The organism is Flavobacterium microcysteis (assembly GCF_006385255.1).
In the GTDB taxonomy this organism is placed as follows: domain Bacteria; phylum Bacteroidota; class Bacteroidia; order Flavobacteriales; family Flavobacteriaceae; genus Flavobacterium; species Flavobacterium microcysteis.
Window position 1 is genome coordinate 156,662 of the sequence record NZ_VFJE01000053.1, and the last position, 23,721, is coordinate 180,382.

Genomic DNA, 23,721 nt, shown 5'->3' on the forward strand with positions numbered 1-23,721 from the left:
CAGGACCCTCACGCCTTTCTTAGTTTTTTTTCCAAACAGTACGATTCACATAATCGGTATAGCTCAGTATAATGCGAACCATTTTCTCAGACACATTTGGCATTGAATAGTCTGCAACAGGTCTGAAATTGCGTTCATCACCTGTTTTTTGATACTGAAGCTGCACTAATCCCTGCATTATTCTTTCCGGACTTAGCCCTACCATCATTACTGATGCTTCTTCCATTGCTTCTGGCCTTTCGTGAGCTTCACGGATATTTAATGCCCTGAAATTCAAAACAGAAGATTCCTCTGAAATGGTTCCGCTATCAGAAAGCACTGCAAACGATTTCATTTGCAAAGCATTATAATCATTGAATCCTAATGGTTTTAAAAACTGAACATTAGGATGCATCTGTATGTTTTTTTTCTCGATCATATTTCGTGTACGTGGGTGTGTACTTACGATAATCGGATAATTATATTTTTCTGCAATGAGATTCAAACTCTCCATTAAGCCATTAAAGTTCTTTTCGCTGTTGATGTTTTCTTCACGGTGTGAAGACACAACAAAAAACTTTCCTTCCTGCAATCCTAATCTTTCCAAAACATCAGAAGATTTGATTGATGGAAGGTAATGGTTTAAGACCTCAAACATTGGAGATCCCGTTTTTATAATCCTGTCTGCAGGCAATCCTTCTCTTAAAAGATATTCTCTTGCAATGTCACTATAGGTCAGATTGATATCTGAAATATGATCTACTATTTTTCTGTTAGTTTCTTCAGGAACTCTCTGGTCAAAGCAGCGGTTTCCTGCTTCCATATGAAAGATAGGAATTTGTCTTTTCTTAGCCGGAATAGCGCAAAGACAGCTATTCGTGTCTCCTAATACCAAAAAAGCATCAGGATTTTCGCTTTCTAATAACGGATCTATTTTAATTAAAATCTGTCCAACGGTTTCGGTAGCTGTTGCACCGGCTGCATTTAAGAAAAAATCAGGTTTGCGAATACCCAAATCATCAAAGAAAATCTGATTTAATTCATAATCATAATTTTGTCCAGTATGAACAATAATATGCTCAATTGCTTCTGATTTATCTAAAGCGGCCATAACACAAGAAAGACGGATAATCTCCGGCCTTGTCCCAACCACTGTCATTACTTTTAGTCTTGATTTCATTATAATCTTTCTCTGGTCCAGTTAATTTTTTCCTTTAGTATTTTTGCTGGTGTTCCTGCAATCAATAAATTTTCATCAAAAGTTTTGCTTACTAATGAACGAATTCCTATTACGCAATTATCCCCAATTGTTGTGTTTTTTAGCACAATAACATCTTGTCCTATCCAGACATGGTTTCCTATATAAATATTCCCCGCCGGGTTTATTCTTATATTTTTCTCAGCATCAATTATGCTATGGGAATCTCCTGTTTTAAATTTAACTCCCGAAGAAAGCATACAATCTTTTCCTATATAAACTTTGCTGTTATTTTCTGAAACTCCAAAATCAACAGATTCTATTGTTGTTTTGCTATCTATAAATATCTCACAGTTATTATCTTCTATCCAAAAAACTCCAGATTTAATGACACAATTATCTGCTATCGTAATCTTATTATCATTTCCATAAATAAAAATGGTAATGTCTCCTAAAAAACTATTTGACTCAAATTTTATTTGATTATTATTTCCTCTTATTTCAACTTTTAAGTTTCTCGGAAAAGATTTTTTAGTAAAGCTATTATTAACTCCGTTTATTTTTTTTCTGAAAACATTATAAACAGGAATTATTAATCTCTTTACATTCGATATTAATCTACTTTGTCTCATACATTTTCAAAATAAGTATCAGGATCATTTGGATCATAAAATTCATTTATCCAAAAAATCGTATATAATTCCTCATCGCCTACGTTCTTGATGTTATGCGTATACCAGATAGGCATGTCTACATAAGCCGGTTCATTACCATCTAAATAAAAATCGAGTACTTCATCTGTACCAATTTGTCTCAGTTGGATTAGCGCCTTACCTTTAATTACAGCAAAACGTTCAATTTTTCGGGTATGGAAATGATTTCCTCTTGTTATGCCGGGAACGGTCGTAGAAAACGAAACCTGGCCGCCAACATTCAAACGTATTACTTCTACAAAAGCACCTCTAGGGTCTGTATGTTGTGTGAATTTAACCGGGAAATAATTTGGAATATCAATATAACAACGAAACGTATTGAAAAGGTTGGTTTCAAATTTGTTTTCTAATTGAGGGATAATTCCCTTGTCTTGATATTCTGACTTATACCTTTCCAGCAAAGCCAGCAAATTTGAAACTTTGGATTCTGCTGTATGAGGTACTATAAGCGATTCATTACTTTCGCCTTTTTTAATAACTTTTAAAATTTCATCGACTAACTCTCCTACATAAATTAGCTTCAAATCTCCATCAACTTCAATAGTTGGTGTTTCATTTCGAGCTATTTTATGGGAAAAAGTAGCAACTACAGAATTGTAGTTGGGGTGACCAAAAGGACCAAAAACATTAGGAATAATCATGCCTGTGAATTTTCCTCCGGAAGTTTTAGCCCATTGAGCCATTAATTCCCTGCCTTCCTTTTTGGATTTCCCATACAGATTGTCTCTTTCTTCTTGAGTTGAAGAAGAAAAAATGACATGGGCTTTACTGTTTGTTTTGTTTAAAGCATTGATTAGCTTTTGAACCAATCCTAAATTGGTATCATAAATTACCTGAGGATCATTATGCCTGTTCATAGCAGCCAAATGTACAATTACATCGCATTGCGAAACAAAATCGGATAGTTTTGCTTCGTCTTCAAAGAAATCTTTTTCAAATTCAATTCTTTCAAATTCCTCTTGAAAAAGTCCGATTGTATTATACAAATGTTTCCCTACAAATCCGGCCTGGCCAGTAACTCCTATTCTTAGCATCTTTATTTATATGTTTTTAATTCCAGTCAAACCACAGTTTGCCGTCAAATCTAAAGTTATCTTTTGACGATTCTTCTAATGAAAAATCAGAGAAAACAATCATTCTTGAGTTTTTTTCCAAGGCTTTAAATCCATTTGCAAAATTACCCGGAATATGCAAAATCTGATTTTCATTAGCATTCAAAACAAATTTTCTGACTTCTAGTTTCTCAGAAGGTTTTCCCCAATTATCCGGCTGGACAACTGCTACTAAAAAGCTTCCTGAAATGACCTGAAACCATTTCTGTTCTTTTTGATGTGCCTGCCATGCCCTGATTATCTTAGTATCCGGATGTTCTATGATGTAATAACGCTTAACATCTGAAAGGTCAAATTCATTGGCATAAAACAATTTTCCTCTTTCATCCTCGTGGATATTACCTTGAATTATTTGAGGCTCTTCCTTCATCTTAACTTGGCAATTGGGCTACATCTTCTCCAAAAACTTCTTTTCTTACCAAAGGCAATTTGACTAATAATTTTTTCATGCCTTCCACACCAAGTTGTTCCGTGTTGTGAGAATGGTAATCTTCGATAATTGAAATGTCTTTTTCGCCTTCAGAAAAGTATTGAGCATAATTCAAATCTCTATTGTCTGCCGGAATTCTATAAAACTCTCCCATATCTTCCGCTTTTGCCATTTCTTCACGAGTACACAATGTTTCGTATAATTTCTCACCATGGCGGGTTCCTATGACTTTGATTTCATTATCTGACTGGCACAAGTCTTTTAAAGCTAAAGCCAAGTCATTAATGGTTCCTGCCGGAGCTTTATTTACAAAAAGATCGCCTTGATTTCCATGTTCAAACGCAAAAAGAACTAATTCTACAGCCTCATCAAGCGACATTAAAAATCGTGTCATTTTTGGGTCTGTTATCGTAATTTGATTTCCTGCTTTGATCTGACTCAAGAACAAAGGAATTACTGATCCTCGCGACGCCATCACGTTTCCATATCTTGTCAAACAGACAACTGTTTTGTTTTCGTGTATGTTTCTGGATGCTGCAATTGCTACTTTTTCCATCAATGCTTTTGAAATTCCCATAGCGTTTATAGGATAAGCAGCCTTATCAGTACTCAAACAAATTATCTTTTTTACTCCGTTTGCCACAGCAGCATCAATTGTATTTTGCGTTCCAAAAACATTAGTTTTGGTAGCTTCAATCGGGAAAAATTCGCAAGATGGAACCTGTTTTAAAGCGGCAGCATGAAAAACATAATCCACACCATGCATGGCTTTTTCAATACTGCTATAATCACGGACATCTCCGATATAGAATTTCAGCTTATCGTTTTTAAGCTGATTTCTCATATCATCTTGTTTTTTCTCATCTCTGGAAAAAATCCTAATTTCTTTAAAATGGTCAGTATGCAGAAAACGATGTAATACTGCATTTCCAAATGAACCTGTTCCTCCCGTTATTAAAAGCGTTTTATTTTTCAACATATCTATTTTGACTTTTGCTTCTTCTCGTATTTTTTTTATTTATAACCTTCCGTCTGCGTTATCCAAAACTCCTTTTACGTCATATACCAATCCATTTTCTTTGCTTAAGGACGCCATATCCAGATTTAAAAATTCTTTATGTGCTACTCCTAAAACTACTGAATCAAATCGCTTATTTGGTAATGATTTTGTAGTGACCAGGTCATATTCGTATCTGACTTCTTCCGGATTTGCCCATGGGTCGTAGATCGTAATTTTCATAGAGTATTCTTCTAAAGCCTTAATGACATCAATAATCTTTGTATTGCGCACATCCGGACAATTTTCTTTAAAAGTAATTCCCAACATTAGTAATTCTGCACCGTTGACTGTGATTCCTTTTTTGATCATCAGCTTTACGATCTGCGAAGCTACATATTCTCCCATACTGTCATTGAGCCTTCTTCCAGCCAGGATAATTTCCGGATGATAGCCTGCTTCCTGTGCTTTTTGTGCCAGATAATATGGGTCGACACCTATGCAGTGACCCCCAACCAATCCTGGCTTAAATGCCAAGAAATTCCATTTTGTACCTGCTGCTTTAAGCACATCATGCGTATCAATACCTAACAGATTAAAAATTTTTGCCAATTCGTTTACAAAAGCAATATTAATATCTCTTTGTGAATTCTCTATTACTTTTGCTGCTTCTGCTACTTTAATTGTAGGTGCCAAATGTGTTCCGGCCGTAATTACCGATTTGTATAATTCATTTACTTTTTGTCCAATTTCAGGCGTTGATCCTGCCGTTACTTTTAGGATTTTTTCTACAGTATGTTCCTTATCGCCGGGATTGATCCTTTCAGGGGAATAGCCTGCATAAAAATCTATATTAAATTTTAAGCCTGATATTTTTTCTAAAACAGGTACGCATTCTTCTTCAGTAACTCCCGGATAAACCGTAGATTCATAAATAACAATATCTCCTTTTTTCAGTACTTTTCCCACTGTCTCACTTGCTTTATAAAGCGGAGTCAGATCAGGGCGGTTATTTTTATCAACAGGTGTAGGAACAGTGACTATATAATAATTGCAGTTGGCTATATCCTCTAAGTTAGATGAACAAAACAATCCATTCTCCTGCCCATCAAGATTAACAGTCAGGACTTCTTGCAGTTCAACATCAGAAACTTCAAGAGTAGTATCTATACCTGAACGCAGTTCCTTTATCCTATTTTGGTTAATATCAAATCCTACTACCGGATATTTTGTAGAAAACAGCCTTGCTAAAGGCAATCCCACATAACCCAGGCCTATTACAGCTATTTTTTTTAAACTCATTGAAGTTTATTTAGTTATTCTGTCATCATTATTTAAAAACCTGCAGGTATCATTTCAAATTTTCCCAATACCAGCCTACAGCTTCTTCTAAACCTTCTTTTATCCTATGTGTTGGTTCATACCCTAATAATTTCTTGGCTTTATCAATACTTGCCAATGAATGCGGTATATCCCCTTTTCTGTTAGGTCCGTGTTTTATTTCTACAGCATCAATCTTTGAATCTAATACGGTCAAAAATTGCTTCAAATAGTTTACCAATTCATTCAGTGTCGTTCGGTCACCAACAGCCGTATTGTAAACGGTGTTTATTGCTTCCGGATTTTCCGTTAGGATTGCCTTTTCATTCATCTGAATCACATTGTCAATATACGTAAAATCTCGGGAAAAATCTCCTGACCCATTTATTACCGGGCTTTCATAATTCATAAATTGCTTTACGAACAACGGTATAACGGCTGCATAGGCTCCATTTGGATCCTGCCGTCTACCAAAAACATTAAAATATCGTAAGCCTATTGTTTCTAATCCGTAAGTCCTGCTAAAAACATCTGCATACAGCTCGTTGACATATTTAGTGATGGCATATGGAGATAACGGCTTTCCTATTTTATCTTCTACTTTTGGCAAGGCTTCCGAATCACCATAGGTAGATGAACTGGCAGCATATATAAAACGTTTTACATTAGCATCACGAGAAGCGACAAGCATGTTCAAAAAGCCTGAAACATTGACTTCATTGCTTGTTATCGGATCGTTTATAGAACGGGGAACCGACCCTAAAGCGGCTTGATGTAAAACGTAATCGACTCCTTGCACTGCTTCTTTGCAGGTATCAAGGTTTCGAATATCGCCTTCTATCAATGTAAAATTAGGATTGCTGAAAAACGGCGCAATATTATACCTATGACCTGTGGCAAAATTGTCCAGACAAACAATCTGGTGTCCTTTTTCTAGGAAATGTTCGCACAAATTGGATCCAATAAATCCTGCCCCTCCTGTAATAAGTATTTTCGACATTTCTTTCTACCTCGCTTAGGTTATATGCAACACTAAAGTACTTATTTTCTATTCGCCAATCGTAACAAATACTGTCCGTATTCGTTTTTTTGCAGTGGGGTTGCCAATTCAATCAGTTTTTCTTTTGAAATATATCCCATCTCAAAAGCGATTTCTTCTAAACAGGCAACCTTAAGTCCTTGTCTTTTTTCAATAGTCTGAATAAAGTTTGAAGCTTCTAATAACGATTCGTGAGTTCCTGTATCCAGCCACGCATAACCACGCCCCATCAATTCTACTTTTAAATTTTTCGAATGCAGGTATTCCTGGTTAACTGTAGTAATTTCCAGCTCTCCTCTATAGCTTGGTTTTATACTTTTTGCTATTTCAACAACCGAATTTGGATAAAAATAAAGTCCTACAACGACATAATTGCTTTTTGGTTCTTTCGGTTTTTCTTCAATCGAAATTACGCTTCCTGTTTTGTCAAATTCGGCAACGCCATAACGTTCCGGATCCTGTACATAGTATCCAAAAACCGTTGCTTTTCTATCAACTACCACGTTGTTCACCGCTGTTTTAAGCAGGTCTGTGAGTCCGTGTCCGTAAAAGATATTGTCTCCTAAAATAAGACATACATCATCAGAGCCGATAAATTCTTCTCCAATTATAAAAGCTTGTGCTAATCCGTCAGGACTTGGCTGTTCTGCATATTGTATTTTGATTCCGAAATCATCTCCGTTTCCTAAAAGATTCCTGAAATTAGGTAGGTCATGTGGTGTAGATATTACCAAAACCTCATCGATTCCTGCAAGCATCAAAACCGATAACGGATAATAAATCATTGGCTTGTCATAAATAGCCATTAATTGCTTCGATATCGATCGGGTTAGCGGGTATAACCTTGTTCCCGAACCTCCGGCTAATATTATACCTTTCATATGTTTTTGCTTAGGTTGTTTAAACATTTTTCCAGACTGGATTTATAATCTGAAATCTTGATTTTATAAACTTCTTTAATTTTTGTCTTATCTAATAATGAATATGCCGGCCTTTTGGCAGGAGTAGGATATGCTTCTGAAGGAATTCCTTTCACATCACAATTACTTCCGGAAATTTCTTTTATAGCCAAAGCAAATTCAAACCAGCTTATTTTTCCCTCATTTGAAAAATTATAGATTCCAGGATACCAGCCTTCTGTTTCAATGATTTTAAAGATGGCTTCTGCCAAATCTTTTGCATAGGTTGGACTTCCAATTTGGTCATTTACAACACTTATCGACTCTCTTTCATTCATCAAACGCAACATTGTCTTAACAAAATTAGCACCGAATTCAGAATATACCCACGCAGTCCTGATAATAATGCTGTCGGGATTGTTTTCCTGGCAAGCAATCTCACCCAACAGTTTAGTCCTGCCATATTCATTTTGGGGATTGGTCCGGTCGTTTTCTTTTAGAGGAATTTCAGAAGTGCCATCAAAAACATAATCGGTAGATATATGAAGGAACTTACAGTTGTTTTCAAAACTCCATTTTGCCAGTATTGCTACTGCTTTATGATTGACCAAATCAGCCAATTCGATTTCTGTTTCTGCTTTATCAACAGCAGTATAGGCTGCGCAATTAACCAGATAATCGGCTTTAGTTTCTTCTAAAAACGATAGTGTTTCTGACTCGCTTTCAAGTGAAAATTCAGATCGGTCAGCAAAAACAAAATCAAAATCAGGGAAAAGCGGAGACAGAACTCTTATTTCACTTCCTAATTGTCCGTTGGCACCAGTTATAAGTATTTTTTTCATAGATTATGACTACACTAAATCTTTTAGTTCTCCCAGAATTTGATCTTTCGCAGAAACGATACTTTCTTCACGATTGATTTTCCAGTCGATATTTAGCGATGGGTCGTCAAAACGGATCCCCCTTTCGCTATTCTTATCATACAGCTGGTCTACTTTATATGAAACCATAGCTGTTGGACTCAAAACTGAAAAACCATGTGCAAATCCCTGTGGGATCAACAATTGTTTTTTATTTTCTGCAGATAGTACAATGCTAAAATGCTGGCCATAGGTTTTAGAATCCTTACGGATATCTACAGCAACATCAAGGATTTCACCTTGCAGTACGCGAACTAACTTTGTCTGAGCAAAAGGGGGAACTTGCAGATGAAGTCCGCGTATAACGCCATATTTTGAAAATGACTGGTTGTCTTGTATAAATTTTATATTAATGCCGTTTTCTCTAAACAATGTTTCATTGTAAGATTCAAAAAAGTATCCTCTTTCATCTTCAAACACTCTTGGAGTAATGACGAGCAAATCTTCTATCGGCGCATTTTCAATTTTCATTTCAATTTTATTTTGTCAGGTTGGTTTTGGAATGTGAATTTTATTTGCAGATCAACCGATTAGCTGTATTGCTTTTCGTAATATTTGCTATACTCTCCGCTGGTTACGTTTTTGAGCCAATCTTCATTAGATAAATACCAGTCGATTGTTCTTTCCAGTCCTTGTTCAAAAGTAACAGAAGGTTTCCAACCCAGTTCTTTATTAATTTTTGAAGCATCAATAGCATATCGCAAATCATGGCCAGGACGGTCTTTTACATAGGTAATCAGTTTTTCAGATGTTCCTTCTTCTCTTCCTAGCTTGCTGTCCATAATCTTGCAAAGCAATCGTACTAAATCAATATTCTTCCATTCGTTGAAACCGCCAATATTGTAGGTTTCATGATTATTTCCTTTATGGAAAACCAAATCAATAGCCACAGCATGATCTTCTACAAAAAGCCAATCACGGGTATAATTTCCATCGCCATAAACCGGCAAGGCCTTATTATTGATGATATTATTTATGAAAAGCGGAATTAGTTTTTCCGGAAAATGATTTGGTCCATAATTATTTGAACAGTTTGTCAAGACATAAGGCAACCCATAGGTTTCACCATAAGCACGGACAAAATGATCAGAACTTGCTTTTGATGCCGAATAAGGCGAATTCGGATCGTAAGGTGTAGTTTCAGTAAAAAGTCCTTCAGCTCCTAAACTTCCATAAACCTCATCGGTACTGATATGATAAAAACGCTTTCCTTCAAAATTTCCTTTCCATTTCTCTTTAAAAGCATTCAACAAGTTCATGGTTCCGATGACATTTGTCTTTACGAATGCTAACGGGTCTGTTATGGAACGATCTACATGAGATTCTGCCGCCAGGTGCAATACGCCTTCAAACTGGTGTTTTGCAAACAAATCGTTTATAAAATCAGCATCAACAATATCGCCTTTTATAAAAGTATAATTAGGTTCTTTCTCTATGTCGGCTATATTTTCAAGATTTCCCGCATAGGTCAATGCATCTAAATTAAAAATATGATAGTTCGGATATTTTTTTACAAATCTCCTGACAACATGTGACCCTATAAAGCCTGCACCGCCTGTGATTAATATTTGTTTCATCTTTTAAATTTTATGATCCGATCCCTTTATATACAAATCCAATTTCTGTCAGTTTTTTGGCATCCAGAATATTTCTTCCGTCAAATACAAAAGCTGGTTTCATCATATTGTCATAGATTTTTTTCCAGTCATAGTTTCTAAACTCATCCCATTCTGTCAAAACCGCAATTGCATGCGCTCCTTTGCAGGCTTCATATGGATTTTCAGCAACGGTCATTTGTTTTCTGTTTTCTTCCGGAGTTCGAGAATCCAAATAATTCAGATCTGAAAGAATCTGATTTTCTCCTACTTTAGGATCAAAAACATGCAACTCTGCCTGTTCGTTAATCAAGTCATCAGCTACATAAATAGCTGCAGACTCCCGCGTATCATTGGTATCTTTTTTGAAAGCCCAACCTAGAAATGCTATTTTTTTCCCTGAAACTGTATTATAAAGTGTCGTAACTATCTTGTGTGCGAACCTTCTTTTTTGATGGTCGTTCATGATAATTACCTGCCCCCAATAATCCGCCACTTCATTAAGGCCGTAGGCTTTGGCAATATAAACCAGATTTAATATATCTTTTTGGAAACAGGATCCTCCAAAACCAACTGATGCTTTTAGGAATTTTGGTCCGATACGACTGTCCATTCCTATAGCCTTGGCTACTTCATTTACATCTGCTCCAGTTTTTTCACAAAGTTCTGAAAGTGCATTTATTGAAGAAACTCGTTGAGCCAAAAATGCATTAGCGGTGAGCTTCGACAATTCTGAAGACCAAAGGTTTGTGGTCAATATACGTGCTCTGTCTACCCAATTGGCATAAACATCTACAAGAGCATTTATAGCATGCTGTCCTTCTTCTGTAGTATCACCACCAATTAATATTCTGTCCGGATTCAGCAAGTCCTGCACGGCAGTTCCTTCAGCTAAAAATTCTGGATTGGATAGAATCTGGAAACGTACACCGTTTCCAGTATTGTCTAAAATATTTTTAATTGCTTCGGCTGTTCGTACCGGAAGTGTTGATTTTTCAACAACAATTTTATTGGATTTGGAGACTCGGGCAATCTGTCTGGCGCATAATTCAATATATTTCAAATCAGCCGCCATTCCTTTTCCGGAACCATATGTTTTTGTAGGTGTATTAACCGAGATGAAAATCATTTCTGCTTCATCAATTGCCTTTTCAACTTCGGTAGAAAAAAACAGGTTTCTTCCTCTTGCTTCGGCAACAACATCAGATAATCCGGGTTCATATATTGGAATATTGTTAGTATCAGGGTCGTTCCATGCTGCAATTCTTGCCTCATTCAGATCGACAACAGTTACTTTTATATCTGGACATTTTTGTGCGATGACAGCCATAGTCGGACCTCCGACATATCCTGCACCGATACAGCAAATCTTTGTTATCTTCATTTTTATTTTTGAACTAATTTACTACTGAATCGTAAAATTATTCACTACGATACAGATTTTGGCAAAAGTAAGGCTTTTAACATTATAACTCATTATAGTGACATCCATTTTCTAAATTATAAAAGTAAAATTCTCATTGCAAAAAACAATAGCTACATAAAACTCTTTTTATTATGCTTTTACGATTTAATTCAAATTTATAAACAATTTATTAGGTGTCTTTTAATGGTATTAGAATTAATTCTAATTTTACCACCCCTATTTTAATTTACACACGAACATATTTTATTACTACCACTACTATGCTAAAAAAGGTAATTTTTCTTCTCATCCCCATGGGAATTTTTGCACAAAACAAACCTTTTGATCCTGTTAAAACTCAGGAACGTATTACTCAGTATATTTTTTCTAAGCCGGATAGCGCTCGAATTTATCTTGAGATAATGCTTAAAAACAACCATCTGCTTCATGACACGGTTATTTCTAAAAACTACAATAATTACGGCATTTATTACAGCCTGACCTCCAAGCACGATTCGGCTAAGATATTTTTTAACAAAGCCGTACTGAAATCGGCTAAATATCCTAAAAGCAAGGCCGGAAGTCTTGTCAATCTTTCTATTGCTTATAGAAACTCTGGCGATTATAAAACTTCATTAGATTATCAGGATGATGCCTTGAAGTTATATGAGTCTATAGATTATGAAAAAGGAAAAGCCATAGTATATGGCGAAATGGCTTCCAACTATGCTTATATGATTGATAATAAAAGTGCTACCAAATACTTATTGAAAGGCATTGAAATCTTAAGCAAATCAACAGATAAAACGGACCGAAGAAACCTGGTCGTACAAAAGCAGAAGCTTGCGAATATCTATTTCAAATTAGAAAACTTCAAATTTGCTATTGATTTATATGAAGAATGCCTGCCTGCCATGAAGGAAGTCAAGGATTTGAAGAATTACTATCTGACTCTTATCAATTATGGCGACTGCCTGACATATGTCAAAAACAATTCCAAGGCAAAAAAAGTGCTTATGGAAGCAGCAAAAGGCCTTGAAGACTTTCATAATGCAGAATTCATAAGCCTTGCCTATAGCAAATTGGGAAAAATAGCACTCCATGAAAAAAGACACGATCTCTCAAGTGCTTACTATAAAAAAGCATTCGATGGAATCAAAAACACGAATTCTTTCCGGTTCATGCTTATTGGAGCAGAGTATATCCAACTTTTGAATCAGATTGGAGATTTTGAAAAAGCATTGGGTATTATCAAACTCGTTGAAAATTCTCCAAACCGAAAAACCTTCAATGCCGAAGATCAGATGTTTTTTTATGAGGTTTCTGCCATTACTTTTAAGAACACCAATATCAAGGATAAAGGAATCGAAGCCCTTGAAAAAGCTATAATCATTAAAGATTCTTTAGCTAAAGTCTATAAAGAAACTACTACTGAAGAACTTCAAGCAAAATTCCAAACCGAAATACAGCACAAAAAGAACACATCCCTAAAACAAAAAAATGAGCTTCTAAGTCAAAAAGTAAGTGCCCAAAGACGCAACTATATGCTTATTGGTTCAGGAATAATAGTCATTTGCATTTTAGGTTTTGCTATCTCAAGAGCTTATTGGCTTAAACATAAACTAGAAAAAGCCAAACTAAAAGAAGCTGAAGTTGAAAAGATGACTCTCTTGGAAAGAAACGCTTACAAGAAAAGAATTACTGAAGACCAACAACAAATCATACAGTTAAGAGAGCAGGAACTAACTTCAATGACTTTGCAGCTGGCCAATTTACAGGACCAGATTTCTTCAATTATCGAAAATGAATCTTCCAACAATGATCCGAAATCAAATTCTGTGAAGTCCTCCTTACAGCAAATCATCAAGCAAAAAGATTATTGGAAAGAGTTTTCGATTAAGTTCGGACAGATACATCCGGACTTCAACGACAAGCTGCAGGAACGGTTTCCAGTACTGACCAAAAACGATATCAATTTCTGTTCGTTGTTAAAGCTAAATCTTTCCAATAAGGAAATCGCAACCCTACTTCAGATTTCGCATGAAAGCGTGATTACGAAAAAGTATCGTATCAAGAAAAAAATACACATCCAGGACGACAATGAATTTCAAAAAATAATTTCAGAAATCTAGTTCGATATCTTAAAAAAAAGACCCGCTTGAAGCGGGTCTTTTTTTGCCCATTCCACACCATCAATTCTTCCTCTTTTTATTCCTAAAAAGAAAATAAACGACCAACTGACCTATTTATCCGATGAAGTGCATAAAATTGAAGGAAAATGAGTTTTAAAAAGCTGATTTCAGCTTTTTAAATACGCAAAAACGGCCTTGTCGGATTTAGCAATCTATAGACAAAATATAGATTAATATATAACTTACTGAATTGCAACAAATTAACACCCTTAATATAGACACTCAAAAACACGTTTGTCTATATTTTATCTATACCATTTCCTCCTTTTTCAGTCTACTTATGGGCTTAATTTGTAACAACATTAACAAATACCACGCCCCAAATCTAATTTATTAATTGTGCACTCACACTTCCATTACTCATGGAAGAATGATATGTCGAGAGCAAAAACTAAAAAATTAATTCTTTAATTCAATGACTATCTATGCTAAAAAAATCCCCTATCGACTTCGTGTCATGCTGTACTTTTTTGCGGGCCTGATTCTATTTACAGTAATCAGATTACTGCTCTCTTAAAAAAGCTTTATGATTTCAATAAACAAAATGTCATGAACAATGATCTTTTGTTTCTGTCCCACATTTCAATAATCGTTAACCAATTAATTTAGATATGAGAAAATTATCACTAATTCTCTTCATGGTCATCTTGTGCATTAGCCAAACCTATGCACAATCCCCCGATGACCAAATTAAGGTGCTACAAAAATGCATCGATCTTAAAGAACTCCAGGATTATCTGCCTGGAAAATCTACCCAGCCCCTATATGTTATGCAACATGGCGTTTCTTTTAACAAAGACATAAAGGTTTCAAAAAACGGAAAACCTTTAGTTTTTTTATCTAAACAAGAAGTCAAATCACAGCATTTGGAAGCTTATTTCCTGTTTTGGACATTTGAAATAAATGAAAAAACAGCCCGTGTGTCATTTGTTTATAATTATGACCAGAATAAGAGCCCAAAAGCAGTTCGAACAGATCTGGAACTTAGCAAGCAAGGTTCTGAATGGACTGTCACTACTGTAGCAATCAATAAAGTCTAATCATGGGAAATAGTAAAAAATACTTTCGAAAATTATCCCTGGCTATTGTATTGATTGTTCCTGTCCTTATGCTACTGATGCCTTCTTTCGCAGAAGCTCAGACAAGGGTCATCAACAACAATAAATTGCGAGTTGGAAATGGATCTGAAAATTCCATCAACAACTCGGGAAATATGCAGCAGCCTTTTTATTATAATGCAATTGCTGCGCAATGGAGAAAATTAACCTATAGCAATTATGCTCTTGACAATGCATATGCTGTAGGGGGTGATGGAACCAATGAATGGAACACAAACGGAGTTACAGTTCAAAATCCGGCATTGACCAACCAAACTATCGATTATTCAGGATTCACTTTTACGACCGCTCCAAACGGATATGGAAAGGTGGTTTCTAAAGGAAATATAAATGTTGGAGGCTCTCTTCTTGAAGTCGAAAATACCTTCACACTTTTACAAAGTGCCGGTTATATTGAGGTAAAAGTAAAAGTTAAGAACGTTAGCGCTGCTCCTATTAGCAATGTCAGAATTTGGGTAGGAACCCGGGACGACTTTGTTGGTTTGACAGATAGCAACATCAAACAAAAAGGAAATCTTGTAAACGGAGCTTTTGTATTAAACACTTTGCCTTCGCAGCCTTCTGCCGCTTTAAAAATTTATAATAATGATGAGGCTATTCTTTTCTATTCTAATTCTCCAAGAGGAAATACAATCGTAAATGCTTGTTGCGATTGGACTAATGTCATCGGCCAAAATCCAGCAACTTCTGTTGTAAACTCCGGAACTACCGATGGATCTTATGGCTTTTATGTACGTTTCAATAACTTAGCCGTAAATGCAAGTGATGATTTTACCTGGTATTATGCTGCAGGTACTCTTGCAGATATTGACGATATTATTGAAGATGTAGCCCAGGCAAGCGGTGCTGTAAACAACATTACTTATACATCTGCTGTTTTTAACTCAACTTCACAAAACCCTGTAAATGGTTATTATGTTGTTGTTCCGCAAGGTTCAGCAGCACCAACAGAGGCTCAAATCCAAGCAGGTACTGCCTATGGAGCTGTTACACCTGTGGCACATGGCTCATCTGCAATGGCAGCCAATGTTGAAGTACCTTTCCCTATCACAGGACTGACGCCAAATACAACTTATGAATTGTATTTTGTAACTCGCGATGCAGTTCCTGCCTATTCAACGATTTATCATACCTCATTTACTACACTGGCATATACTGTTCCTAATGTTACTGCTACAACAGCCGCTAGTGCCATTACAGCAAATTCTGCATCTTCAGGAGGAACTGTAGGTTCAGACGGTGGACAAGCTGTTACTGAAAGAGGTATTTGCTGGAGCACTACTGCAAATCCATCCATTGCAAACAGTAGGACTACAGATGGTTCTGGTTTGGGCACTTTTACAAGTGCAATGGCAGGATTAAATGCAGGAACTACTTATTATGTTAGGGCTTATGCTACTAACTCTGTGGGTACTGCTTATGGGCCACAAGTTACATTTACTACTGTAGCTAACAACAACCCTACTATTTCGACTATTGCTAATCAGTCAGTTTGCGCCAATGCAGCAACCTCAGCTCTTACCTTTACGGTTGCAGATGTGGAAACTCCGGCAGCAAGCTTAACTGTAACAAGAAGCTCTTCTAATACGACTTTGGTTCCAAATGCGAACATAGTGGTATCGGGTACGGGTGCCAACAGAACAGTTACTGTTACACCGGCTGCCAACCAACACGGAACGGCTACAATTACACTAACCGTTACGGATCAATTAGGAGCTACTGCCACCACTACTTTTACAGTAACAGTTAATCAGTTTCCTGTAATAGCGTATACATCAGCTACGTATAATTTATACCAAAGCCAGACGATCACTCCAATTATTGTTAGCAATACTGGCGGAGCAAGCACAAATTGGAGCATTACTCCTGCTTTACCGGCTGGATTGATTTTTAACCCATTAAACGGAACCATTACCGGAACTCCAACAGGTTCACAGTCTACTGCGAGCTACACAGTTACGGCAAACAATAACGGTTGTACGGCAACGACAAGTTTCTCAATTTACATCACACCATGTAACACCTTTAATGCCTCTGACGTTATTACAAACGGAAATGCGTTATTGACCGGAAATGAAGTACGTCTTACAGAAAGCCTTGGTAACCTATTTGGTACGGTTTGGGGTAAAGCGAGACTTGATTTGAATGAAAACTTCAAAATCAGTACTCAATTATATTTTGGTGCATCTGACGCAGGTGCAGATGGATTGGCTTTCGTATTACAACCTTTATCTTCTAATCAGGGAGTTGCAGGCGGTGGTCTTGGATACCAGGGAATCTCACCTTCTCTTGCTGTAGAATTTGATACGTTTTATAACTCTGGTGCAGATCCTATTTCGAATGACCATATCGCTATTGTAAAAAATGGATTGGCATTAAGTACTTCTGCACATTCAGAATTTGTTCCTTATTACAATGCTGGCCAAATAGAAGATGGCAATTGGCATGATGCCGTTTTTGAATGGATTGCTTCTTCAAAAACATTTAAGGTGACTTATGAAGGTACGGTAATTTTCAATACCGTAATCGACATCCCGAATACGATTTTAGGAAACCAATATGCTTATTGGGGCTTTACGGCTGCAACAGGCGGTTCTGTAAACGAGCACAGAGTACGTTTTAACGGTAACTGTTTGACATCAATCGTAAGCACTCCTCCTACTATTTCAACTGTAGCCAACCAAAGCTATTGCTACAATACTTCAGGTTCTGTGAATGTTACCGTAGCAGATAGCGAATCTCCTGTGGCGAACATTTCGCTTCAAGCAACAGGTTCAACAAACACGGCTTTGCTTCCTTTGGCAAACATTTCAGTTACAGGTGCCGGAGCAACAAGAACAGTAAGCTTCACGCCGGTAGCAGGACAATTTGGAACTTCATCTGTAACTTTGAGAGCTACAGACGGTGATGGTACGACATCAACGAGAACATTCACTGTTACTTTTGACGATACTGTAAATCCAATTGCTGTTGCACAAAACCTTACTTTATATTTAGGTACAAACGGACAGGCTACTACAACCGCTGCTGCTATCAACAACGGTTCGTCTGACAATTGCGGTATTGCAAGCATTACAGCTTCTCCATTAACTTTCAATGGAACAAACCTGGGTACAAACACTGTAACCTTGACTGTAACCGATGTTAAAGGAAATGTTGGCACAACAACCTCAACAATTACAGTTATTGACAATATTGCTCCAACGGTAATCACTCAAAACGCAACCGTGTCTATTGGTGCTAACGGACAGGTATCAATAACTCCTGCACAAGTAAACAATGGTTCTTTTGATAACGTAGGAATCACTTCTTTGACAGTAAGTCCAAGTACATTCAACTGTTCTAACCTTGGCCCAAATACGGTAACATTAACAGCTGTAGATGCTAGCGGAAATACTTCTTCTTCAACAGCAGTGGTAACGGTTCAGGATACTACAAACCCGACTATCATTACCAGAAACATCACTGTAAACTTGAATGCAGCCGGAATTTACAATCTGGTTCCTTCTGAGGTTAATAATGGTTCTTATGACAATTGTGGTATTTCTAACCTTGGAATCACCAGAGCTTTATTTACCTGCGCTGATGTAGGGCAAAGTTTTACAATTACGCTTTTCGGAAATGATCCAACAGGCAACTTAGGTGCTGCAACGGCAGTAGTTACTGTAGCCGATGTTATGGCTCCAACTGTAATCACACAAAACCTTACCGTACAGCTAAACGCAAGCGGACAGGCTACGATTACTCCTGCACAAATCAATAACGGTTCAACAGACAATTGCGGTATTGCTTCTTATGCTTTAAGCAAAACTACTTTTAATTGTTCTGAAACCGGAGCGAATACGGTAACACTTTCTGTAACCGATATTCATGGAAATACAGGAACAGCAACTGCTGTAGTAACCGTTCAGGACACTACAAATCCGACTATCATTACTCAAAACATCACAGTACAACTGGATGCTAACGGACAAGTAACAATAACTCCTGCACAAGTAAATAATGGCTCTTTTGACAATTGTGCTATTACTGCTTATGCACTTGATATCACTTCTTTTAACTGTACTAATGTTGGTGCCAATACGGTGACTTTAACCGGAACGGATGCCAGTGGAAACTCGGCTTCAAATACGGCTATCGTAACTGTAGAAGATGTTATTGCTCCAATCGTACTTACGCAGAATATCACAGTACAATTAGATGCTAACGGACAGGCTACAATAACGCCTGCACAAATCAACAATGCTTCGACTGACAACTGTGCGATTGCTACGTATGCGCTTGACATAACAGCTTTCGACTGTACTGATATTGGTGCAAACACGGTAACACTGACCGTAACTGACGTAAACGGAAATTCAGCTTCGAATACGGCAGTCGTAACAGTACAAGACGTTATCGCTCCAACTGTACTTACACAGAATATTACGATTCAGCTTGATGCTAACGGACAGGCAACTATCACAGCTGCTCAAATCAACAATGCTTCGACTGACAACTGTGCGATTGCGACTTATGTTCTTGACATAACAGCTTTCGACTGTACTGATATTGGTGCAAACACGGTAACGTTGACAGTAACTGATGTAAATGGAAATTCAGCTTCGAATACGGCTATCGTAACCGTAGAAGATGTTATTGCTCCAATCGTTCTTACGCAGAATATTACTGTACAATTAGATGCTAACGGTCAGGCAACTATTACGCCGGCTCAAATCAACAATGCTTCGACTGACAACTGTGCGATTGCTACTTATGTTCTTGACATAACGGCTTTCGATTGTACAAACGTTGGAACAAACACGGTAACATTGACTGTAACTGACGTAAATGGAAATTCAGCTTCAAATACGGCTATAGTAACCGTAGAAGATGTTATTGCTCCAACTGTGCTTACGCAGAATATCACGGTTCAGTTAGATGCTAACGGGCAGGTAACTATTACGCCAGCACAAATCAATAATGCATCAACTGACAACTGTACGATTGCTACTTATGTTCTTGACATAACTTCTTTTGACTGTACAAACGTTGGCACCAATACGGTAACACTTACTGTAACTGATGTAAACGGAAACACGGCTTCTAACACGGCAGTAGTAACTGTTGAAGATACCCTGGCTCCTATTGTTCTTACGCAGAACATCACTGTTGAATTGGATGCTAACGGACAGGCTACAATTACGCCTGCTCAGATCAACAATGCATCGACAGACAATTGTGCTATTGCTACCTACACTTTAGACATTACAAGCTTTAGCTGTGCTAATGTAGGCCCGAATACTGTAGTATTGACTGTAACTGATATCCACGGAAATTCAGCTTCAAATACAGCTATAGTAACGGTAGAAGACAACATCAATCCAACTGTACTTACTCAGAATATTACAGTTCAGTTAGATACTAACGGACAGGCTACAATCACACCGGCTCAAATCAACAATGGTTCGTTTGACAACTGTACGATTGCTACTTATGTTCTTGATACAACTGCTTTCACATGCGAAAATGTTGGGGTAAATACGGTAACATTAACTGTAACAGACGTAAACGGAAATTCAGCTTCAAATACAGCTGTAGTTACTGTTGAAGACAACATCCTTCCAACGATGATTGCTCAAAACGTAACCGTTCATCTAAACATCAATGGTGAATATACATTGACAACAGCTGATGTGGATAATGGTTCTTTTGACAACTGTGCTATCGAAACGATGGGTATTTCCCGTACTTTCTTTAACTGTTCTGATATAGGAACTACCAATACAATCACATTGTTTGGTGTTGATGTTAACGGAAATTATGCTTCAACAACTGCTATAATAACTGTTGCTGATATGATGGCTCCAACTGTAAGAACACAAAACATCACAGTTGAATTGGATGCTAACGGACAGGCTACAATTACTCCTGCCCAGATTAACAATGGTTCGACAGACAATTGCGGAATTGCAACGTATGCACTTGACATTACAAGCTTCAATTGTACAAACATGGGTGCTAACACAGTAACTCTGATTGTAACTGACAATTATGGAAATTCGGCTTCGAATACGGCTATCGTAACCGTAGAAGATGTTATTGCTCCTATCGTTCTTACGCAGAATATTACTGTACAATTAGATGCTAACGGTCAGGCAACTATTACGCCTGCTCAAATCAATAATGCATCGACTGACAACTGCGGAATTGCAACGTATGCACTTGATATCACAAATTTCAATTGTACAAATACAGGTGCTAACACTGTAACGTTGACAGTAACTGATGTGAATGGAAACACAGCTTCAAACACAGCAATTGTAACTGTAGAAGATGTTATAGCTCCAACAGTTCTTACGCAGAATATCACAGTACAATTGGGTGCTAACGGACAAGCTACAATTACGCCTGCACAAATCAATAACGGTTCGACAGACAATTGTGCTATTGCAACATATGCATTAGATATCACAGAGTTCAACTGTACTAATGTAGGTGCCAATACGGTAATGCTTACAGCAACTGACGCTAGCGGAAATGCTTCTTCAGCAACCGCTGTAGTAACTGTAGAAGACACTAGTGCTCCAACAGTAATCACACAGAACATTACGGTTCAGCTTGATACTAACGGACAAGCTACAATCACAACAGCTCAAATTGATAATGGTTCAGCAGACAGTTGTGGAATTGCAACGTATGCTCTTGACATAACCGAGTTCAACTGTACTAATGTAGGTGCTAATACAGTAACCTTAACGATAACTGATGTGAATGGAAACACAGCTTCCAATACCGCTATCGTAACTGTGGCTGACACAATTGCTCCAACGGTAATCACTCAGAACATTACAGTTCAATTGGATATCAACGGACAGGTTACAATCACGCCTGCACAGATCAACAATGGTTCGACAGACAATTGCGGTATCGCAAGCTACACACTTGACAAGATAGATTTCTCTTGTTCAAATGTTGGAAACAACACCGTAATCTTAAGTGTAACTGATGTTAACGGAAATGTTGCTACTCAAACAGCAATAGTAACGGTTCAGGATGCAATGGCTCCATATGCTATCACACGTGATGTGACTGTTTCTCTTGATGCTGATGGAATGGCGTATATAACAGCTACAGAAATCAACGATGGTTCTTCAGACAACTGTGGTATTGCTTCTATTGCGTTAAGCCAGACAGCTTTCAACTGTGGCGAAACCGGAGCTAATTTCGTGACTATGACGGTTACGGATATTCATGGAAATGTTTCATCAGCAGGGGCTGTAGTAACAGTTATCAATACGTTTGGAGATAATGACAATGATGGAATTCCTGACAATTGTGATCCAGATGATGATAATGACGGTGTAGAAGACACTATCGATAACTGTCCGTTTACTTACAACCCAGATCAGACTGATACTGACAATGACGGATTGGGCGATGCTTGTGACGACGATTATGATAACGACGGTGTACCGAACGAATCAGACAACTGTCCTTACACATACAACCCAGGTCAGGAAGATATCGACAAAGACGGAATCGGAGATGTTTGCGACTTGACAGAAATCAACATCTCTCAAGCGTTTACGCCAAACAACGACGGAATCAACGATACATGGCAAATTATCAACATCACCAACTATCCAAATTCTGTAGTAAAAGTGTTTAACCGTTGGGGATCTGAAGTATTCAGTGCCAAAGGATACAAAAATGATTGGAATGGTCATTATAAAGGTTCTAGCAATCCGCTGCCTGAATCCTCATACTATTACCAAATTGATTTAGGAAACGGAACTCCTGTTTATGAAGGATGGATTTACCTAACCCGATAATCAGCAACAAATAAAAATGACAATCATTATGAAAACATTCAATAAATTAAGCACTGTACTGTTATTTTTCTTTGCCGCTTATGCATACGGGCAACAGGAAACGAGCTTTACATTTTACAGAAATAATATGAACATCATCAACCCTGCTTATGCAGGGGCTGATGGTGAAACCATAATCTCAAGCAATTTCAAGACACAATGGGCAGGAGTAAAAGATGCTCCGGAAACCCAGGCTGTATCTTTTGGAACGCCAACAGGGAAAAAATTGGGAATCGGACTTTCTATTATCAACGATAAGACATTCGTTGAAAAACAGACTTCGGTTTTTGCAGATTTCTCTTATTTGGTTCCTATAAACGAAACTCTTGACCTGTACCTGGGAGTTAAGGCGGGCGGAAATTTTTACGATGTAAACGTGAACGGATTACAAACTTACAATGTAGAATCTGACCCGTCTTTGGTAAACATCAACCGATTTAATCCTAACTTTGGTATTGGAGCTTATTTAAAGCACAAGAAATTTTATGTTTCGCTTTCTACTCCAAAAATGCTTAGTACCCAACGTGCTAAAAATGAAGACGGAGTGGCAACAGTGGCTTCAGACAGGCCTCATATTTACCTCAGCGGCGGTTATGACATCAAGCTAAATGAAGACTTTATGCTAAAGCCTTCTACCCTGCTTCGTTATGTAAACGGTGCTCCGGTTTCTATGGATATCACAGGTCTTGTGAGCTACAAACAGCAATTTGGACTTGGTGTGGCTTACAGAACAGACAAAGCCATCAACGGATTGGCAACTATAAAAGTTAACGATTGGTTTGATTTTGGGTATGCTTATGAGCATTCTTTACGTGATGAAATTGCAAACGTAACTAGTGGGACACATGAATTTTATTTGAGATTTAACTTGACGCCAAAAGCAAATTAAGAGTCGGATTCAATCCAACTAAAAAGCGGGGACAATGTCCCCGCTTTTTTATTTATGTTCTT

Annotated in this window: 16 protein-coding genes; 4 read left to right on the forward strand and 12 right to left on the reverse strand. The window is 37.4% G+C overall.

The annotated features are described in order from the left end of the window. Positions 1–19: 19 nt before the first annotated feature. The 12 genes from wecB to FJA49_RS07985 are packed head-to-tail and all read right to left on the reverse strand — an operon-like array spanning position 20 to position 11,586. Positions 20–1,159 carry a non-hydrolyzing UDP-N-acetylglucosamine 2-epimerase gene (wecB, locus tag FJA49_RS07930; RefSeq protein WP_140000452.1) on the reverse strand — a complete coding sequence of 380 codons (1,140 nt, stop codon included), beginning with the start codon at positions 1,157–1,159 and terminating at the stop codon, positions 20–22. Further along, positions 1,159–1,809, reverse strand: coding sequence for an acyltransferase (locus FJA49_RS07935; protein WP_140000453.1), 651 nt, complete (start codon positions 1,807–1,809; stop codon positions 1,159–1,161). Before FJA49_RS07935 ends, wecB begins: the two co-directional genes overlap by 1 nt. Beyond that, positions 1,806–2,924: a polysaccharide biosynthesis C-terminal domain-containing protein gene (locus FJA49_RS07940; protein WP_140000454.1), complete on the reverse strand. Its 1,119-nt coding sequence runs from the start codon at positions 2,922–2,924 to the stop codon at positions 1,806–1,808. The genes FJA49_RS07935 and FJA49_RS07940 overlap by 4 nt, the downstream gene beginning before the upstream one ends. Positions 2,925–2,940: 16 nt before the next feature. Then, positions 2,941–3,372 (reverse strand): dTDP-4-dehydrorhamnose 3,5-epimerase family protein, encoded by a 432-nt coding sequence (locus FJA49_RS07945; protein ID WP_140000455.1) that lies wholly within the window; start codon positions 3,370–3,372, stop codon positions 2,941–2,943. 1 nt (position 3,373) lies between these two features. Continuing rightward, entirely contained in the window at positions 3,374–4,411 is a 1,038-nt protein-coding gene (locus FJA49_RS07950) for a polysaccharide biosynthesis protein (protein WP_140000456.1), read from the reverse strand. 39 nt (positions 4,412–4,450) lie between these two features. After that, positions 4,451–5,731 carry a nucleotide sugar dehydrogenase gene (locus tag FJA49_RS07955; RefSeq protein ID WP_140000457.1) on the reverse strand — a complete coding sequence of 427 codons (1,281 nt, stop codon included), beginning with the start codon at positions 5,729–5,731 and terminating at the stop codon, positions 4,451–4,453. 49 nt (positions 5,732–5,780) lie between these two features. After that, a complete protein-coding gene (locus FJA49_RS07960) occupies positions 5,781–6,749 on the reverse strand; it encodes an SDR family oxidoreductase (protein WP_140000458.1) in 969 nt (322 codons plus the stop codon). 41 nt (positions 6,750–6,790) lie between these two features. Beyond that, entirely contained in the window at positions 6,791–7,669 is an 879-nt protein-coding gene (gene rfbA, locus FJA49_RS07965; RefSeq protein WP_140000459.1) for a glucose-1-phosphate thymidylyltransferase RfbA, read from the reverse strand. Next, positions 7,666–8,529: a dTDP-4-dehydrorhamnose reductase gene (gene rfbD, locus FJA49_RS07970; RefSeq protein ID WP_140000460.1), complete on the reverse strand. Its 864-nt coding sequence runs from the start codon at positions 8,527–8,529 to the stop codon at positions 7,666–7,668. Before rfbD ends, rfbA begins: the two co-directional genes overlap by 4 nt. 9 nt (positions 8,530–8,538) lie before the next feature. Further along, complete coding sequence (rfbC, locus tag FJA49_RS07975; protein ID WP_140000461.1) at positions 8,539–9,078, reverse strand: dTDP-4-dehydrorhamnose 3,5-epimerase; 540 nt, start codon at positions 9,076–9,078, stop codon at positions 8,539–8,541. A gap of 59 nt (positions 9,079–9,137) precedes the next feature. After that, a complete protein-coding gene (gene rfbB / locus FJA49_RS07980; protein ID WP_140000462.1) occupies positions 9,138–10,184 on the reverse strand; it encodes a dTDP-glucose 4,6-dehydratase in 1,047 nt (348 codons plus the stop codon). A gap of 10 nt (positions 10,185–10,194) precedes the next feature. Next, positions 10,195–11,586 carry a UDP-glucose 6-dehydrogenase gene (locus FJA49_RS07985; protein ID WP_140000463.1) on the reverse strand — a complete coding sequence of 464 codons (1,392 nt, stop codon included), beginning with the start codon at positions 11,584–11,586 and terminating at the stop codon, positions 10,195–10,197. Positions 11,587–11,888: 302 nt separating this feature from the next. Here FJA49_RS07985 and FJA49_RS07990 point away from each other — a divergent pair, with 302 nt between their 5' ends. From FJA49_RS07990 to FJA49_RS08005, 4 genes are all read left to right on the forward strand, one after another. Further along, entirely contained in the window at positions 11,889–13,739 is a 1,851-nt protein-coding gene (locus tag FJA49_RS07990; RefSeq protein ID WP_140000464.1) for a tetratricopeptide repeat protein, read from the forward strand. Positions 13,740–14,410: 671 nt separating this feature from the next. Next, entirely contained in the window at positions 14,411–14,839 is a 429-nt protein-coding gene (locus tag FJA49_RS07995) for a hypothetical protein (RefSeq protein WP_140000465.1), read from the forward strand. Positions 14,840–14,841: 2 nt separating this feature from the next. Next, positions 14,842–22,731, forward strand: a complete 7,890-nt coding sequence (locus FJA49_RS08000) for a lectin-like domain-containing protein (protein WP_140000466.1) — start codon at positions 14,842–14,844, stop codon at positions 22,729–22,731. A gap of 28 nt (positions 22,732–22,759) precedes the next feature. Continuing rightward, the gene (locus FJA49_RS08005) at positions 22,760–23,659 is read left to right on the forward strand and encodes a PorP/SprF family type IX secretion system membrane protein (protein WP_158629462.1); all 900 of its coding nucleotides are present in this window, start codon (positions 22,760–22,762) and stop codon (positions 23,657–23,659) included. Positions 23,660–23,721 lie beyond the last annotated feature (62 nt).